Source organism: Pradoshia sp. Z5_111 (assembly GCF_058267535.1).
The window spans coordinates 162,027-180,238 of sequence record NZ_JBZCPQ010000005.1 but is presented as its reverse complement, the minus strand read 5'-3'; the positions used below and the strand labels follow the sequence as shown (position 1 = coordinate 180,238).

17 protein-coding genes are annotated in these 18,212 nt (G+C 38.4%); 9 read left to right on the top strand and 8 right to left on the bottom strand.

The features are described from left to right. The first annotated feature begins 260 nt into the window (after window positions 1-260). Window positions 261-1,415, top strand: a complete 1,155-nt coding sequence (locus AC4D4A_RS12295; protein WP_490996173.1) for an endo-1,4-beta-xylanase — start codon at window positions 261-263, stop codon at window positions 1,413-1,415. 363 nt (window positions 1,416-1,778) lie between these two features. Here AC4D4A_RS12295 and AC4D4A_RS12290 read toward each other — a convergent pair whose 3' ends face one another. Both AC4D4A_RS12290 and AC4D4A_RS12285 read right to left on the bottom strand, forming a co-directional pair. Continuing rightward, the gene (locus AC4D4A_RS12290; RefSeq protein ID WP_490996172.1) at window positions 1,779-3,821 is read right to left on the bottom strand and encodes an ABC transporter ATP-binding protein; all 2,043 of its coding nucleotides are present in this window, start codon (window positions 3,819-3,821) and stop codon (window positions 1,779-1,781) included. Then, on the bottom strand, window positions 3,821-5,572 hold the full coding sequence (locus tag AC4D4A_RS12285; RefSeq protein WP_490996171.1) for an ABC transporter ATP-binding protein: 1,752 nt from the start codon (window positions 5,570-5,572) through the stop codon (window positions 3,821-3,823). Before AC4D4A_RS12285 ends, AC4D4A_RS12290 begins: the two co-directional genes overlap by 1 nt. 593 nt (window positions 5,573-6,165) lie before the next feature. Here AC4D4A_RS12285 and AC4D4A_RS12280 point away from each other — a divergent pair. The 3 genes from AC4D4A_RS12280 to AC4D4A_RS12270 are packed head-to-tail and all read left to right on the top strand — an operon-like array spanning window position 6,166 to window position 7,830. After that, entirely contained in the window at window positions 6,166-6,486 is a 321-nt protein-coding gene (locus AC4D4A_RS12280) for a PadR family transcriptional regulator (protein ID WP_490996170.1), read from the top strand. After that, window positions 6,483-7,043, top strand: a complete 561-nt coding sequence (locus AC4D4A_RS12275; protein WP_066104661.1) for an HAAS signaling domain-containing protein — start codon at window positions 6,483-6,485, stop codon at window positions 7,041-7,043. The genes AC4D4A_RS12280 and AC4D4A_RS12275 overlap by 4 nt, the downstream gene beginning before the upstream one ends. Beyond that, window positions 7,036-7,830, top strand: coding sequence for a DUF4097 family beta strand repeat-containing protein (locus tag AC4D4A_RS12270; protein WP_490996169.1), 795 nt, complete (start codon window positions 7,036-7,038; stop codon window positions 7,828-7,830). Before AC4D4A_RS12275 ends, AC4D4A_RS12270 begins: the two co-directional genes overlap by 8 nt. Before the next feature lie 53 nt (window positions 7,831-7,883). Here AC4D4A_RS12270 and AC4D4A_RS12265 read toward each other — a convergent pair whose 3' ends face one another. The 3 genes from AC4D4A_RS12265 to AC4D4A_RS12255 all read right to left on the bottom strand — a co-directional run bounded on the left by AC4D4A_RS12265 (window position 7,884) and on the right by AC4D4A_RS12255 (window position 10,315). Next, window positions 7,884-8,192, bottom strand: a complete 309-nt coding sequence (locus tag AC4D4A_RS12265) for a hypothetical protein (protein ID WP_225983600.1) — start codon at window positions 8,190-8,192, stop codon at window positions 7,884-7,886. 341 nt (window positions 8,193-8,533) lie between these two features. Further along, a complete protein-coding gene (locus tag AC4D4A_RS12260; RefSeq protein WP_490996168.1) occupies window positions 8,534-9,328 on the bottom strand; it encodes an SDR family NAD(P)-dependent oxidoreductase in 795 nt (264 codons plus the stop codon). A 27-nt stretch (window positions 9,329-9,355) separates the two neighbouring features. Next, window positions 9,356-10,315, bottom strand: coding sequence for an MBL fold metallo-hydrolase (locus AC4D4A_RS12255; protein WP_490996167.1), 960 nt, complete (start codon window positions 10,313-10,315; stop codon window positions 9,356-9,358). Window positions 10,316-10,717: 402 nt separating this feature from the next. On the opposite strand from AC4D4A_RS12255, the gene proC reads away from it, so the two are divergent. Beyond that, complete coding sequence (gene proC / locus AC4D4A_RS12250) at window positions 10,718-11,566, top strand: pyrroline-5-carboxylate reductase (protein ID WP_490996166.1); 849 nt, start codon at window positions 10,718-10,720, stop codon at window positions 11,564-11,566. A 184-nt stretch (window positions 11,567-11,750) separates the two neighbouring features. Here proC and AC4D4A_RS12245 read toward each other — a convergent pair whose 3' ends face one another. Continuing rightward, on the bottom strand, window positions 11,751-12,161 hold the full coding sequence (locus AC4D4A_RS12245) for an NUDIX hydrolase (RefSeq protein ID WP_490996165.1): 411 nt from the start codon (window positions 12,159-12,161) through the stop codon (window positions 11,751-11,753). A gap of 273 nt (window positions 12,162-12,434) precedes the next feature. On the opposite strand from AC4D4A_RS12245, the gene AC4D4A_RS12240 reads away from it, so the two are divergent. The 4 genes from AC4D4A_RS12240 to AC4D4A_RS12225 all read left to right on the top strand — a co-directional run bounded on the left by AC4D4A_RS12240 (window position 12,435) and on the right by AC4D4A_RS12225 (window position 16,267). After that, window positions 12,435-12,551 carry a YjcZ family sporulation protein gene (locus tag AC4D4A_RS12240; protein ID WP_077248053.1) on the top strand — a complete coding sequence of 39 codons (117 nt, stop codon included), beginning with the start codon at window positions 12,435-12,437 and terminating at the stop codon, window positions 12,549-12,551. Between the two features lie 126 nt (window positions 12,552-12,677). Continuing rightward, window positions 12,678-13,697 (top strand): NADPH dehydrogenase NamA, encoded by a 1,020-nt coding sequence (namA, locus tag AC4D4A_RS12235; RefSeq protein WP_490996164.1) that lies wholly within the window; start codon window positions 12,678-12,680, stop codon window positions 13,695-13,697. A gap of 176 nt (window positions 13,698-13,873) precedes the next feature. Further along, on the top strand, window positions 13,874-14,272 hold the full coding sequence (locus AC4D4A_RS12230) for a hypothetical protein (RefSeq protein ID WP_490996163.1): 399 nt from the start codon (window positions 13,874-13,876) through the stop codon (window positions 14,270-14,272). Window positions 14,273-14,551: 279 nt separating this feature from the next. Next, a complete protein-coding gene (locus tag AC4D4A_RS12225; protein WP_490996162.1) occupies window positions 14,552-16,267 on the top strand; it encodes a methyl-accepting chemotaxis protein in 1,716 nt (571 codons plus the stop codon). A gap of 119 nt (window positions 16,268-16,386) precedes the next feature. On the opposite strand, the gene AC4D4A_RS12220 is transcribed toward AC4D4A_RS12225, so the two are convergent. Both AC4D4A_RS12220 and rnz read right to left on the bottom strand, forming a co-directional pair. Further along, window positions 16,387-16,863: a GTP pyrophosphokinase gene (locus AC4D4A_RS12220; RefSeq protein WP_490996161.1), complete on the bottom strand. Its 477-nt coding sequence runs from the start codon at window positions 16,861-16,863 to the stop codon at window positions 16,387-16,389. Window positions 16,864-17,149: 286 nt separating this feature from the next. After that, complete coding sequence (gene rnz, locus AC4D4A_RS12215) at window positions 17,150-18,067, bottom strand: ribonuclease Z (RefSeq protein ID WP_490996160.1); 918 nt, start codon at window positions 18,065-18,067, stop codon at window positions 17,150-17,152. Window positions 18,068-18,212: the final 145 nt, after the last annotated feature.

Genomic DNA, 18,212 nt, shown 5'->3' with positions numbered 1-18,212 from the left:
TCACAAAATTGAAACTCCGGATTAGATCAGATAGGTTGAAATGAGAGGTAAAGAGATTATGATAGATGTTGGCTAGATGAATACAATGATGTATTTAGTCCCTGATTTAATCGGTAATATATTATCCTTATCATGATTTATGTCCTATTTTTCCATCAACTTAGTTTGTTTTATAGACTTACTAAGTTGAATGCTTTTATAATAAACTTTAACACAGCTATGTAACCGCTTTCTAATTAAATCGAAAAGGAGATTAGAATATGACCAACAAATTAGCACGTAAGTTTCTTAGTTTCGGATTAGCTATTGCTCTTGTAACTCCTGTCTTTTCCACTGATATTGCCAGTGCTAAGCCATTAAGTGCTTTAAAAGCTTCCCCTTTATATGAAAGGTACGAAGATTCTTTTACGATTGGGGCTGCTGTTGAACCCGATCAATTAAAGGGCAAGAGTGGTGATGTATTAAAACGTCACTATAACAGTATTGTTGCAGAGAACGTAATGAAGCCAATATCCATCCAACCAGAAGAGGGGAAATTCAATTTTAAAGAAGCTGATAAAATTGTGAAATTCGCCAAGAAAAATGATATGGATGTTCGTTTTCATACCCTTGTATGGCATAGTCAGGTACCTGATTGGTTCTTTATTGATAAGAAAGGGAATAGCATGATAGAGGAAACCAATCCAAAACAGCGGGAGAAAAATAAGAAACTTTTATTACAGCGTTTAGAAAAACATATAAAAACAATTGTGAAGAGGTATAAACATGATGTGGACTCTTGGGATGTTGTAAATGAAGTGATTGACGAATATGCTTCTAACGATCAGAAACTGCGCGAATCCCCATGGTATCAAATTACGGGCACAGATTATATTAAAGTAGCATTTAAAACCGCTAAAAAATATGCAAAAAAGGATGCAAAACTGTATATTAACGACTACAATACAGAGGTAGAACCCAAGAAGACTCATTTATACAATTTAGTTGTTGAGTTGCTGGACCAAAGAGTCCCTATTGACGGGGTTGGCCACCAAGCTCATATTCAATTAGGCTGGCCTTCTATTGCAGAAACAGAGGAATCTATTAATCGTTTCGCCCTTCTTGGTCTGGATAATCAAATAACTGAGTTAGATGTTAGCTTATACGGTTGGCCACCAAGACCAGCTTATCCTTCATATGAGGAAATTCCAGAAGAAGAGTTCCAGCGTCAAGCTGCCAGGTATAATGAGTTATTTGAAATGTATGAGAGATTAGGAGATAAGATTAGTAACGTGACATTCTGGGGAATTGCAGATAATCATACATGGCTAGACGACCGTGCCGAGGAATATAATAATGGTGTTGGAAAAGATGCACCGTTTGTCTTTGATCCGGATTATAATCTTAAGCCTGCTTATTGGGCAATAATGGACTAGAATAGATACCGAGAATAGTATAGTAGAAGAATCTTTAGGTACCTACTATAGAGGATGGGACATAACTTATAAACGATCCTGAAAAGACGAACGATATCTAATTGACTTTGTTACTTATTAAAGAGTTAAGTTGGAAAAAAAGGTCGTTCCATTCCACTAAGTTTACTAATGGTATACAGAAGTAACCAATCTATTGAAAACAAATAAAAATCCGACCTATTAGGCGAAATCACCTAATAGGTCGGATTTATCATTGACTGAAATACTTATATCTCAGCCTCCTTTTAGTTTCAGTATATACATTCTTTTAATTAACCTGTTATCATTGTTTTATCTATAAATGTCTTTTTTTACCTCAAAGGATTAACCTGCAAGCTTTCCAATCTGAAGCTCATACATTTGATAATACTTTCCTTTTAATTCCATGAGTTCATCATGGTTTCCTCTCTCCACAATTCTTCCTTTATCAAGAACAAGGATTTGGTCAGCACTTTTAATAGTAGAAAGACGGTGTGCAATAATAAAAGTGGTTCTACCTTTCTTTAGCACCTCCATTGCTTCCTGAATCAAGCTTTCTGTTTCTGTATCGATACTGGATGTAGCTTCATCAAGAATCAGGATGGCCGGATTAAAAGCCAAAGCTCGGGCAAAGGATATTAATTGGCGCTGTCCTGATGAAAGAGTACTCCCTTTTTCAACTACCGGTTCATCAAATCCATGTTCAAGATTGGCCAACACGCGGTCAGCTCCCACATCTCGTAACGCTTTTTCAGCTACTTCTCGCGAAATTTTTGGATCATCAAGTGTGATATTCGAAAGGATGGTTCCAGTAAACAAATATGGATCCTGTAAGACGATTCCCATATGCTCACGCAAGGTTTGATGAGGGATATCTTTCAATTCTGTCCCGTCAATTCGGATAGCCCCCTCCTGATAGTCATAAAATCTGAATAACAGATTCATAATGGAGCTTTTCCCTGATCCTGTATGCCCCACTAGGGCTATTGTTTCACCCTGACTAGCCTCAAACTGAATATCCTTTAATACTTTTTCTCCTTCTTTATAGCTAAAAGATACATGGTCAAATTCAACATGCCCTTTAAAACGTGGCTTACGTTGATCTTCAACATCAATACCTTCCTCATCCAGAAGCGCAAATACACGTTCACCGGCTACCATCGCCTGTTCAAAATTTGCAAACTGATTGACAATTCCTGATATTGGGTGGAACAGACGATTTAAATAATTCACCATCGCGTATAAAACGCCGAGACTGACGACTGATTCACCAGATGCTGCCATACCTCCGAAATACCAAATAAATAGTGTTAATGTAATAACACGCAAAGCACCTACAAGATTTCCGTTTAACAAGGAATTTAATTTTTGCATTTTACTTTGGTATACATAATGCTCTGTGTTCAGTTTTTCAAATTCCTCTGTTGTTTCTTTCTCCCGCTTGAATGCCTGAATGATATTCATCCCGTTTATGGATTCGTTAATCATGGCATTAATATCACTTATACGCGCCCGAATGACCCTATTATACTTTGTCGCAAATTTACGAAATAATAATGTCCATGCAACGAGCAGCGGCAAAATAATCAATGTCACCATTCCAAGTTTTACATTAAGTAAAAATAGAGCAATGATAATTCCGATAATATTAACCGTACTTGAGAAAAAGTTAGCTAAAACCCTTACATAAAGCTCCCGAATTGCTTCGGTATCATTTGTAATCCGTGCCACTACCTTTCCTGCCGGTAAATTATCAAAGTAGCGAATCGGCAGTCTTTGAATCTGAGCAAAAACGTCCTTTCGCATTGTTTGAATAATTCGATTCGCTGCTTTTTGTAAATAATAGCTCTGCCCATATTGAAAGAAGAATGCCACAATCATAATTCCGAAATACAGAGCAAGCAATTGCATTATACGGCTGATCTCTGGCTGATAAAACGCCATGATTTGTGCTCCTGACAATTTCTGAGCCTCATAGGTTGCTCTTTTTTCTCCGCTAGTAATCACCAGCTGACCATCTTTATAGGATCTTTTCCCATCAAACTCTATCGGTTGGTTCAGGAATAAAAACGTCGTCCCAACCTGATGGATGGCAACCTCACTTCCGGTCCATTCCCCATCCTCTACATAGGTCTCACGTTTATAAGTGCTCCCCTGATAGTGAACGGCATCCTTTGTATCCTTCGTTTCTACCCATGGAGATTCAATCCCCATGATATGGTTGTCTATCATGTTTTTCCCGATATAGGGTCCGATTAAGTCGGCCCCTACCGAGATGGATAACATCATTAGTGCAAGGATAATGGTTCCTTTACACTTCACTGCATATTGATATAAACGTTTTCCCGTCTTCCAACCGGATTCCGTTTGTTCCAAATGTTCGTTCATTAGGCGCTCACCTCCTTGTTTGCTTCAATTTGCTGGCGATCAAATTGTTCTTTATACCAGCCCTTCTTATTGAGCAACATTTCATGTGTGCCTTCCTCAATCACCACTCCATCATCCAGTACAATAATCCAGTCTGCATGCTGTACTGCCGATAATCTGTGAGTAGTGATTATCGTCGTTTTGTCGCTTCGTTCATTCCGAATATTTTCGATAATCGTTGTTTCTGTCTTGGCGTCCACTGCAGAGAGGGAGTCATCGAGAATCAGAATCTCCGGATCTTTAATTAACGCCCTGGCTATTGAAATCCTTTGCTTTTGTCCGCCTGATAAAGCAATTCCTTTTTCCCCAACCAGCGTCTCCAGCTTGTTCGGCAGTCTCTCTATATCTTTTTCAAAATCTGCGAGGCGAACTGCTTTCCAGAACTCTTCATCAGTTGCTTCCATTTTTCCAAATAAAATATTCTCCCGAACTGTTTTAGAAAATAAAACATGGTCCTGCGGTACATATCCAATCCATTCCCGAACATCCTCAAGATTTTGTTTTTCAATCGGTACATCGGATAGGGAAAGAATTCCGTTCCCAGCAGGATATTCCCGCAGTAATTGTTTCACAAATGTTGTTTTTCCGCTGCCGGTTTTTCCGACAATCCCGATTGTATCCCCGCTGTCGATTTTGACATTGATATCCGCTAGATTATCCACCTTTGAAGAAGGATAACGGAATACTACTTGATCAAATATAACATTCTCCAGTTCCGGAACCTCCACTGGATTCGGATCATTTTTGACATCCTCCTGAGAAGATAGTGTTTCGTTCATGCGATCGAGAGAGGCATTTCCTCTTTGCATGACATTAATTAATTCGCCAATGGCAATCATCGGCCAAATCAGCATCGATAGATATACGTTAAAGGTTACAAGCTGCCCAATTGAAATGGCTTGAGCGAATACTAGATTGGCTCCATATCCAAGACTGATTAAATAACTGATACCAATAACGAATGTGATAACCGGATCAAACATGGCATCTACTTTCGTTACTTTCATGTTTTTCTCATATACATCTTCTGTCATCTCTTCAAAGCGTTTTTCATCCGCTCGTTCCTGTACATAAGCACGAATGACACGGACACCCGCGACAGATTCAAGGACCTTGTCATTCAGTTCACCAAAAGCATCCTGTGCTACTGTGAAGTGCTCATGGATTCGCTCTCCGCCCTTTTTTACTGCCCATGCCATAATCGGCAAAGGTAAGATTGCGGCAAGCGTAAGTTCCCAACTAATTGTAATGGCCATTGTTACTAAAATCGCAATCATATACAAGGTAGAATCCATTAACGTTAAAATACCGAATCCTGCTGTAACGGATATAGATTTAAGATCATTGGTTGCTCTCGCCATTAAATCGCCTGTACGATTCTTTTCATAGAAGGTTGGTGTCATTTTTAATAAATGACCTATAAATCCTGAGCGCAGCTTCCGCTCCAATACATACGCTCCACTAAATAACTGGTAATTCCATATATAAGTTAGTATATAGAGGGTGACCATTAACCCGATCATCCACCAAACATAGGTCATGAGTGTCTCCTGATTCATTTCCCCAATACTCATGTCATCTATGGCCATCCCAACAATCATCGGTGGCAAAACCTCCAGCACATTTACGATATTTAATAACGCGATTGCGACTGTATACCGAATCCAGTGCTCTTTAAAAAACCATCCTAATTTCTTTAAAACCGAAAACATTCCATCTCCTCCTTTGTCTTAACCGAAGAACATTTTAATTGCTACGTGCTGTTTGCCTGTATGTCCCTTAAAATTTTTACATTGATCACATTAGATACCATTTTTCTTCCTCCTTTTTTGAATGCAACTTAAAATTACCAACAAAAAAAGACTGCAACGATTACGTGTTGATACTTCCTCCAATCAAAAGAAGATTCGAACGTAAAAACGTCCAATCTTTACTTTTGAGTTAGACAAAAGTATTCACGGCAACGTGCAGTCTTTTCGTTTAAAACGTGTTAAATCTTATTTAAACGGGAGGACTGCACAAAACTCATATCGACTCGATGATACGCTACAACAATCACTGATTTTCTCATCATACAGTCCTCCTTTCATTGATAACTAAATTGGTAAGTCTTTACACAGATTACTACTATTTGAATTGTTAGTCAATTACAAATTTAAAATATTTTCCGAAATTTAATTGCATGTTCGCTCAGTGAATTATTTTTACAAAAACATCCATACTACCTTGCATTAAACAGTACCATGTGTAATACTATAGTTACTACTATACAATGTATAATAGCGAAGGAAAGGAGGCTTTACGATTGAATGTCCAATTCAAAAAGGGCGTTTTAGAGCTTTGCGTACTTGTTATGTTAAATAACAAGGATCGTTATGGATATGAGCTCGTTCAGGGGATTTCCGATAAATTTGAAATTTCCGAAGGAGCCGTCTATCCGCTTCTCAGACGACTTACCAAAGAAGAATATTTCACGACCTATTTACAGGAATCTACAGAGGGGCCCTCTCGTAAATACTATCATCTAACAGAAAAAGGCCGGGATTACATGAAGCAGCTGGTAAGAGAATGGCAAGCATTTTCCACAGGTGTTAATCAAATTATTGAGGAAGGTGAAGTACAGTGAATCGGGAACAATTTTTGCAACAATTATCTAACCATCTTAGTGCCCTGCCTAAAGAGGAACGCAATGACATCTTAAATGATTATAATGAGTATTTTGAAAATGGTTTATTAGAGGGCAAGTCCGAGAGTGAAATATCAGATAATCTTGGTTCTCCTGAATTAATCGCAAAGGAATTAAATATATCGAATACATTTGCCGAGATAGACAGGAAGATGACCTTCTCAAACGTCTTTGGTGCGATTGGATTAACAATTGGACTGAGCTTTCTGAATCTAATTTTTGTCCTTGGTCCTGCCATAGCTCTTGGAGGTATATTGTTAGGCGGTTGGGGGGCAAGTATCGGTCTCATATTATCACCATTCCTCCACCTGATTGGTATTATATTGGGTTTCAATCAGGCCTATGCATTTGAAGTTTTTCTTTCAATCGGGTTTAGCGGTTTAGGAATTCTCCTCTTGTTTGGCATGTATTATGTAACCATCTTTAGTTCTAAAGTGTTTATTAAATATTGCAAATGGAATGTTTCTGTTGTAAAGGGAGGTATGAAGCATGTATAAAAAGTGGCTGATTGTAGCTGGAATACTCATCGTTATTGGCTTTTCAGGAGCATTGCTGACTGCAAAATCGTTTTTTTCACTTCAAAATGAGAATGACAAACAAACGAAGCAGTTTCGAAGTTCAGAGATACAATCGATTGATGTCAATAATACCGTAGGGACAATCAAGCTGGCCGAAACATCTGGAGATGAAATTATTGTTGAGACAATTGGGTCTAAAATGTCCAATCCTATAAAAATAGAAGAGAATGGTGAAACCCTATCCATTACAAACGAGGCGGATCATACTATTTCTCTCGGTGTTAATTTTAAAAAATCATCTGAGAATATTACAGTTTATTTGCCAGGAAAACAGTATGACAGAATCTCAGCTTCAAATGAAGTCGGAGAAATTACAATCTCTCAGGTTAATGCAGCACACTTAAATGCAGAATCAGAAGTTGGGAGCATTCATATAAGCGATGTAACCTCCACTTCAATAATCGCTTCTTCAGAGCTAGGGAACATTAAGATACAAAAATACAGCGGCAAGCTCCAGGTCGATAATGAAGTTGGCTCGATCGATATTTCGACTGATGAAATCACTGAACCGCTTATCGCCAAAAATGAACTTGGAGAAATCGAATTAACAATTAATCAGGATCCGAAAAACATCTTAATTTCAGCAGACTCTGAGATTGGCAGTAAACGTATCTTTGGCAAAAAAACCGGAAGTTATATGAGTGGGGATGGAAGCATTACAGTTCAACTGAGCACGGAGACCGGCAGTATTCGTGTTACTGATTAATGAAAAACCCGATAAAACCTTCAAGGGCTTTATCGGGTTTATTTTCAATTCTATCAAACAGCTGTTTTAGCCTGATTTTGAGCTGCATCCACAAGGATGAACACCGCTGACAATAAGTGCATAATCATTCCAATGCCAGGAATGAAGCCAACAACGGACGTTACAATTCCCAGTATATTTCCGTTAGCTTTTATTCCGGCTTTATATGAAAAGACTACAATGATGATGTGGAAAGCAAGCATAATAAATAAGGGTACCCATGCCATGCTTAGGATAATCGTTCCGCCAAGAACAGGTATACCTAATAATGCTTCCATACCGCCTGATACCCATTTTAAAATATTAATCATTTGACGACTCATTACTAGCCACCCTCTCTCTTATATATTTTTTAAAATATTATTCTATAATAACTATATTTACTATATACCCATTAATCTAAATATTATTAACTATATTTCTTATAAACATGTTTTATGTTTGTATAATTTTTATCCTTTATCACTATGTACATTCATTTTTCCCGTAAGCATCTAACACGTTTTATGCGGGGAGATTATAATATATTTTGGACAGTTGGTGCAGGACACCAGTTCTTCGCTATGTTACGGAAATACTAATCTTTTATACAAATGACCGGATTTAGTTTCAAAACGTTGCAGGAACAAAGAAATCCACCTTTTTCAGGTGGATTTTCTCTTAATCATTTTTTATTAAACTGACCTCGCCCGAGCGTTTCAACCGTCCTCGGAATTATACTGTAAATCTTGCTTCCTGCATTCATCCAGCCTGGAGCATTAATTTCTCGCTTATTTTTTAGCATGACATTCGTGATTTTTTCGGCCAGTTTGACCGGATCAATCATCAAACGTTCAATGTTTTTGATATATGTACCCTCTTTATCTGCGATATTAAAGAAATTCGTTTTAATCGGTCCTGGATTAACGGATGTAACAAATACATTCTCCGTATGCATTTCCATACGTAAGGCATTCGTAAATCCAAGAACCGCATGCTTCGTTGCTGAGTAAACACTCGATTTAGGCGTCGCCATTTTCCCTGCCTGGGAAGCTATATTGATAATGTGGCCTGACTTCTTTTTCACCATCGCAGGCAGTACCATTTTCGTACAGGCAATGAGTCCGACGACATTTGTATTGATCATAGATTCTGTATCATCTAGACTTGCGTCCAACACTTTTTCAAAAATTCCAAAGCCAGCATTGTTCACTAGAACATCAGTATCTCCCACTTCATTCTTTATACGGGCAAATGTCTGTTCAACAGCCTTCCGATCGGAAACATCCAATGTATATACATAAACCTCGCTATTAAAATCAGTCATTAATTCTTTACGGATTTTTTCTAATTTATCCAAACTCCGTGCTATTAAGACCAATCTGGCTCCACTTTTAGCAGCGTGCCTGGCAATTTGTTCACCTAACCCGCCGGAGGCACCGGTAATCGTAACAATTTTCCCGCGAATTCGTTCATTCATATACTTCACTTCCTCATTAATGGTCCATTATTTATTATAATACCATACGACACCATCAACCATTTCACTTTCTATTTCATGAAGACTATCTAGATAATCGAGCTGTCCCAATGTCTCAAACAATGCCAGTGCCGGGTCTCTCCTAACAGCCTTCGGAAATAATTGTATAGCTAATTCCAGGACGTTCCGACGGTCTTCTCCAATGAGGCTTTTAACATGAAATGCCCGCTCATGCTGATTTTTTAAACGTTTCTCAATTAGCTGGTATGGTTCAGTAATGTCCTTTCCATGCCCTGGATATACGATTGTCAGTCTTTCATTTTGCAATCGACGCAAGCTATCATTCAACTGCAGCTGCGGCTTCAATCTCTCCCGCTGTCCCCTTTTCGGTACCTCCAGAATCGGATTAGGTGAAATTTTACCCAATAATAAATCTCCGCCAATCAGCACACCTGACTCTTCATGATAAAAGGATAAGTGACCCTGGGAGTGACCAAAGGTTTCCATTGCTCTCCAGCCAGGATGGCCAGGAATCCAATCTCCTTCTTTCAAAAAATGTGTGAGCGGTTTTGAACCTGAATACGTATATAGGGATTCTACATCATTGGCATGTTTCATAAATTGCGGCGGTACACCAAATTGCTTTGCCATACTTGTAAAATATTCTTTTTGTTCCTTCATAAATGCTGGATCCCTCTTAAGATGCCGCTGATTATCTTCATGCCCATACAATGGAGCTTCTTGAAATACATCAATTAATCCACAGTGGTCAGAGTGGTGGTGGGTTAATATTACCTGTTCAATATCAGATAGCCTATATCCCAGTTCCTTTAACTGCCGTTCAAGTGCCTCTTTTGCTTCTTTTGTTTTAATTCCGGCATCTACCAGAGTTAAAGCATCTCCTTTTAGGAGATACGTATTTACATCTCCGACAGCAAATGGAGTCGGTATAATAATTTTTTCAGCTATCCTTGTAATCGAACTCATCTCATTACTCCCTGTTATGTATTTTAGTAATTATTTTTACATAATTTGTATGAAAATTCCATCATAAAGTTTGAATATTCTTGACACACAAGCTATTTTTTTGCATAATTTCTATTAATATCAAATAAACATACTTATACAAGCGTTCGAGAAAGAATAGTAAATCATGTATGGCGTAAGAGAGTGAAACCCGTTGGCTGTAAGGTTTCATCGCCCACTGATGATTGAACCTGCCTTTCGAGCTGTCAGGCAAACCTGGCCGTCCGACCTGGCGTTATCCGGTATAAAGATGCAAGCATTCTAGAGCCGAATGCTCGCAAATTAAGGTGGTACCACGGAAGAATAGCCTTTCGTCCTTTACAGGATGAAGGGCTTTTTTATTTTTACAAAGGAGGCAGGAGCATGAATAAAAAAGTCGCATTTCTTGGAGCCGGTTCTATGGCTGAATCATTGATTGCAGGCATTGTAAAAAAAGGGACAACTACACCCGGAGATCTTTGGGTCTGCAATCGGAACAATGATTCTCAATTAGAACGCTTGAAAACAAACTATGGCATTACCCCATGCCGCAACATGTCCTCCCTTTTAACTGACGCAGATATCATCCTGCTAGCCGTTAAACCGAAGGATGTTTATACAGTCTTACAGCAAGCAAAACCTTATCTAACCAGTACGATGATACTGATATCTGTTGCCGCAGGAATTTCTACTCAAAGCATTGAAGCCATCATAGAGAATCCTATACCAATCATTCGTGCTATGCCAAATACATCTGCGGCTGTTGGAAAATCTGCAACTGCTATTTCAGGAAATACCTATATGAAACCAGAACACCTTACACTGGCTAAAGAAATATTCAAAACGGTAGGGATGGTCGTTTTTACAGAAGAAGAGAAAATGGATGCGGTTACAGGCCTTTCTGGAAGCGGACCAGCATATATTTATTACTTAATTGAAGCCATGCAGCAATCGGCACAACAAATTGGTCTTGATCATCAGGAGGCTCAAGCTCTGATCATTCAAACGTTAATGGGCGCTGCCGAAATGGTCCACTCCTCCGATAAATCTCCTCAAATGTTGCGTTACGAGGTAACAAGTCCAGGCGGAACCACTGAAGCAGGTATCCATATTCTTGAACAACATGGGGTTAAGAAAGCCTTTATTGAATGTATTCAAGAGGCTACCCTCCAATCAGAGCGCATGGGCAAGGATTTGGGGAATAAGATAAAAGAAAAAATCCTATATGAGTAAAATAAATAATTATGAGATGAAACGTGTGCGTATCTATTACAGCACTTCTCTGAGCCCATTCAAAAAATGGTCAATCAGTACATCTAACGGGAGGATTTTACTATCCTCTCTTTTTTATTACTATATTACCACTCCAGTAGGCTTTAACATTCAGCCCAGCAAATGTTAGAATCCATCTCTCTCTTCAAACATGATGAAATAATGATTGAACTTTTAAGGCCACCTCCACCGGTCTTACGTCAATAGATGATAACTTTTCAAGACCCACCCATATGGGCAGGTACGTTCCTCTCCCTCTTGTTTTGTTTGTATATTCATCACCTTGTCCAGTGCCTAAAGTTCCAGATAAAATTTCTGCCTTGTAGAAGTATTGGTTATTTGCGTTATATTTTACTTTTGAAATACATTCATTAACATTTACACCTACCCCCAGTTCCTCCATGGCTTCCCTTTTAGCTGCATCCTCAGGTGTCTCACCATTCTCTATGCCTCCTCCAGGAAAAACATAATAAACAGAGGCATTCCAACTTCTTTTAATAAGTAAGACCTGATTGTTTTCTATAATTACCACCGAGCTCCGATCTCTCATAGCCATTCTCCTCTCTGTTTACGAGTATTTTTTATATAAACCCCTGACTTAAATCAAAATGAAGCTGACCTTTTAACATTCGTGACATATCAATAAGTTAAAGAGGAATTTTCTAATGCTAATTTTAAATCCATTAATTCTCTAAGTATGATGGCTACTGAAATTTAGGCTGTCCCAACTTTTATTTTTGTCCAATCCATATACTAATTTAAACCATATGATGGCTATGTAATGGGAATTCGCTCCCATTATTGCAGCAATGAACAGGAGGTGTCTGTATTGAGTGATTCTTATGGTGGTAAAGGTGTAGGAAGCTTTGCTTTCGTTGTTGTACTTTTCATCTTGTTAATTATTGTCGGTGCTTCTTATGTTGGAGGCGGCTACGGCGGTTACTAAGTAAGATAAGGGGCATGTACTCGGGGATTCCCGGGTTACATGCTCTCTTCCTTTTATTTGAAGCATTTGATTAGTCACCCCTTAATCCCTACTGTTATACTTGGTTACTGAAAGGAGTTGTCATCAATGACTAAATCATTATTATTTGAACCATATACACTTAAAAATATAACTCTTAAAAATCGGATTGTCATGTCACCGATGTGCATGTACTCCAGCTACGAACGTGATGGAAAAGTACAGAACTGGCATATGACTCATTACGCAAGCCGAGCTGTCGGCCAGGTTGGTTTAATCATCGTGGAAGCAACTGCCGTTACTCCACAAGGTAGAATCTCTGATCAAGATTTAGGCATTTGGAGTGACGATCACATTGAAGGTTTACATACGCTAACTGCCATGATGAAGGAATATGGCACAGTACCCGGGATTCAGCTCGCTCATGCAGGGCGAAAAGCTGAGCTTGAAGGTGAAATTATTGCACCTGTTTCTTTACCTTTTAATGAAAAAATGAAAACTCCTAGAGAAATGACCAAAAAGGATATTGCCGATACAGTTGAAGCCTTCAAACAAGCCGCTATTCGTGCCAAAAAGGCAGGATTTGAGGTTATCGAGATTCATGGTGCACACGGATACTTAATCAATGAATTCCTGACTCCTGCCGTTAATACTCGTACCGATGAATATGGCGGATCAGCAGAAAATCGTTATCGATTCCTAAAAGAAATCATTACTGCCATTAAATCTGTTTTTGACGGCCCATTATTCGTCCGAATCTCCGCAAAGGATTATCACGAGGACGGATATGAACCGGAAGATTATATTCAATATGCCCGTTGGATGAAAGAAGACGGAATCGATCTTATTGACGTAAGCTCTGGTGGTGTGATGTCAGTGCCGGTACCAAGCTTCCCAGGCTATCAGGTCCCAATGAGCGAGACAATCAAGCATGAAGCGAACATTGCTACAGGTGCCGTCGGATTGATCACATCTGGCGTACAGGCAGAGGAAATTTTACAAAACAACCGTGCTGATTTGATTTTTATCGGCAGAGAATTATTACGTGATCCATATTGGCCTAAAAATGCTGCCAAGGAACTGCGTGCTTCTGTTGATGCTCCTGTGCAATACGGTCGCGGTTGGTAATTCCCTTCCTTCGATTAAATCATTGTTTTGATTTAATAAAATACAAGAAACTAATTAAGAAAGAGTATCGTTTTTATAGAAACGGTGCTTTTTCTTTTTTTTAATCTTAAAATTCGACAGGAGAATACAAAATAACAACGAATTTATTAATAAATGAGTTCAGTGGAGGGTTACGTATGAAATACCTAGAAAAAGAATTCTCAAGCGAATTAAAAGAAAAGATCAAAACGATTGAAGCGGACTTAAGTGACTTAATAGAAAAACTCTCGAATGAATATAAGCTTGCCTTTGCACAGAAAGGTTTAGATCTTGAAATTGCACTTGACCGAACAGGAATTGATCCTTTTATTCCTATATACAGTTCTTCGATGACGATGGGGATTTTTGGTGAAGATGAACATCTAGAATTGTATCGAATACTTATTTGGGAATGCCACCGCTATTTTTTAGGAATGCCAATTTCTAAAAATATACCCGGAAGTAAGATTCTAAGGAACCTGTTGGATGAATCCATTGAAGATCTTAAACTGGAATTAGGTGAGTACCTGTTGGAACAATTGGATAAGGAGCTGTAGAATTAATTTTCTCCTTCACATCAAGTACCAAAGGGGCAGACATAAAAATTCTTAGTCCCTTCTTTACTTATCAAACCCCTATTTTTTCATTTATAACTCCACATTTTTTCTCCGCCAGATGATTTCCTTTACAAACAAGGGACAAACATTTCTTCAATACTCTTATCAGAATTTATTTTCACAACAATTACATCATTTTCATGTTAAGACAAAAAAATGAATGCCGATAGTTAATTGAAGACCATTGTGACTTTCCTAATTGATAGGAGGAAGAATATATTGAAAACGAAAAAAGCTCGTTCAATCAAGATTAAATTATTGATGTTAACTTTAACAACGTTAATCATTCCTGTTATCGTTATCGGTATCAGCGTATTTTTTATCTCAAAAGATCAATTGATTGAAACAGAGAAAGAAAATCTCCAAACAAACACTGATATGACAATTGGAATGATTGGACTCTTACACCAACAAGTAAGTGCCGGGTATATTTCCTTAGAGGATGCACAGCAACAATTAAGTGAAGAGATTCTGGGAGAAGAAGAGCAAGTTTATCAAGGCTATGATTTTGGAGAAGATGGAGAACTATCTGCAATCGACAAAGATGGCACTCTTACCTTACATACTAAAAACGCAGATACAAATTATAAAGACCTTAAAACAAACGGAGACAAACCAGTAGACCAGCTGATACTTGAGAAAGGTGAGAATGGGGCTTTCATATCGTATCCTTCCAAAAAGGGTGATGTTGAAAAAATAGCTTATGTTAAAAAAGAACCTTATTGGGAGTGGACGATTATATCCAGCAAACCCGTCGCAAAAATTACGTCTAAATCATCTGAGCTTGCCTGGTTAGTGGCTGTAATATCGATTGGCTCTGTCATCATTGCCAGTTGTACTGCTTACTTCTTTTCTGGAAAAATAGCCAAACCGATTTCACAGGTTAGTAAGGGCCTAAATCGGATTGCGACCGGAGACTTTTCAATCTCTCCATTAAAGAATAAAAGCAAGGATGAATTAGGACAATTGGCTAATGATTTTAATACGATGGTAGATAACACAAAAATACTGATTACACAGGTTAACCATTCAACTGAACAAGTTGCAAGAGCTTCCGAAGAACTGACTGCAAGCTCGGAGGAAACAACTCACAGCACTGAAGAAGTATCCAATTCAATTAATCATGTTGCCGATGTGTCTGATTCTGCCAATACTCGACTTCAGGAAAGTGTACACGCTCTTGAGGAAGTGACAACCTCTATCCAGCGTCTGGCAGGTGTATCAAACGAAATCTCCGAAACAGGCAGCAAGGTCGTATCAAAAGCAAATCATGGGAATGAATTATTATCCAGGACCATTCAGCAAATAGAGTTTATTTACAAGAAAGCCACTGAAAGCGAAGAAATACTGAAAATGCTGGATACCAGTTCCAGTGAAATCAGCAAGATTTCAGGAACGATTTCAGCCATTGCCGATCAAACAAACCTTTTAGCATTAAACGCGGCTATTGAAGCAGCCAGAGCTGGAGAACATGGAAGAGGCTTTGCTGTTGTCGCAGATGAGGTACGAAAGCTTGCTGAGCAATCTCAATCCTCGTCCAGCCAAATCGTCAACCTTATTAAAGAAATCCAGTCAAATATGGAAGGTTCGATTTCATCCATGTATGAGGTCAAGGCTGAGGTTGAAGAAGGGATGTCTGTTATCAATAATACTGAAGAGGCTTTCAAAGAAATTGTGGCTTACATGGTTCAAATGGAACAAGAAGTGAATAGCATGGCCGCTTCAGTCCAACAGATTTCGGCCAGCTCCAACCTTGTATCGGATTCCATTAATCAAGTAGCAGAGGATATATCAAGTGTGTCGGTGCATACAACTAATATAGCTGCCTCTACTGAAGAACAGCTTGCAGCCACCGAAGAAATCAGCCTGTCCTCAAGCTCTCTATCCAAGCTCTCATCAGAGTTACAGGAGCAGATGGCGAAATTTAAATTATAACGAAGGCTATGGAAATAAACCTGAACAATACTAGAATTTAAATAAAACCTCTCTCATATATGGTCGCGCCATTCTATACGGGAGAGGTTTTGGTATCTAGTATATCATTGTACTCAAAGTCATTTCTCTTCCAAAATCTCTATCCATTCTCCATCTCTATAAATCCAATTATCTTCTGTTAGAATTCTAATTTCTCTTTCGTACTTTTCTGCACGTTGATAATCTTTTTCCTGTGGGTTAGGAATTCTGGATAAGTCACTGTTTTCTTTTAAATCCGCTACTTTAACTAATCGACCAAGCTCATTTAATTTGGCGCGATATATATATGCTTCCCTCTCTTCTCCTTCCCTTCTAGTCACAGAATCAATACCAGCTAAAATTTTTTCTGAAAAGCCATATTCCCTTAAATCATCAAGGGTAAGCTCTGTATCCTCAACAATATCATGCAACACTCCGACAATTTTCTCTTCTGCCGTGCCTAACCTATTCATTACAGCTAATGGATGATTAATGTATGGATTGCCACCCTTATCAAATTGATCCTTATGATACTTTTTAGCTAATTTAATAGCTAAGTCTAATAACTCCTCAGACATACTAATCCGTCCCCCATTCTTTTTTAAATATTATATTAATATTATAACTTCATTTGGAATGAAATAAGAAATGGGTCACTTTCATTAAATTTCATAGAAAAATAACATTTCTCTTATATCAAGAAGAGAATATTTATTATTCCTATATATGTACACTATAATTGTATTACATTTTCTTACAAAGGAGTTTTTGATTAAAACTAATAAAACTACGCCTCCCTGACAAAAAAAGATAGCAGGATATACGGCTTCCTGCTATCTCTACTATTAGTTTACCGATTTATTTTTAAAGCTTAAAAACTGAAAAATCTCTCGCTATTTCAGTATTGGCAAAAACAGCTTTGGCCTCATTAACAAGCTCTATTTCATCATCCATAGTAAATCTGGAACTGATGTGAGTGAGGATTAAACGTTTTGCACCAGCTTTAACAGCGCATTCTGCTGCCTGAATGGTAGTCGAATGAAAATAGTCAGTGGCCATTTCTTCCTGTCCCTTTTGAAAAGTAGCTTCATGAACGATGCAATCAGCCTGCAGTGCCAGGTTGACAGTATTTTCACAAGGGCGGGTATCACCTAATATGGTAATAACTCTGCCCGGCTTAGGTGTTCCGATATAATCTCTGCCATCTATTATGCGGCCATCCTCCAATTGGACCGTTTCACCTTTTTTCAGCTTGCTATATAATGGGCCTGGCGGAATTCCGGCTTCTTTTAATAAATCAGCCCGTAGTTCTCCGGGTTTATCTTTTTCGACGATTCGATACCCATAGCTTAAAATAGCATGATCTAAAGGCAATACCTCTACTCTGAATGTCTCATCCTCGAATAAAAGACCATCTTCTACTATTTCCACGAATGACAGATCATATTTTAAGTGAGTTTGGCTCAAACGCAAGGATGTTTCCACATACTCTTTGATTCCTACCGGTCCATAAATGGTCAGCGGTTCTATCCCCCCCTGAAATGAACGGCTGCCAAGTAAGCCAGGCAGCCCATATATATGATCACCATGCAGATGCGTGATAAATATTTTCTCTATTTTTCTCGTTTTTACAGGCGTGCGTAATATTTGATGCTGAGTCGCTTCCCCACAATCAAACATCCAGCTTGCCCCTCTCTCTTCATTCATCTGCAGGATAAGCGAAGATACGTTTCGCTGCTTAGCCGGTATGCCGGCTCCTGTTCCTAAAAATACGAATTCCAATCTAATTCCTCCAGCCTATTTGAATACATCTATTTTACAGCACTCTTCATCTTTTTTCAGCCCTTGATAAAATCCGAATACTTCTACATTTTTAATATAGCGATAAAACATTTTATTTTCTCCGTTTTTATCTGTAAACTAAGTA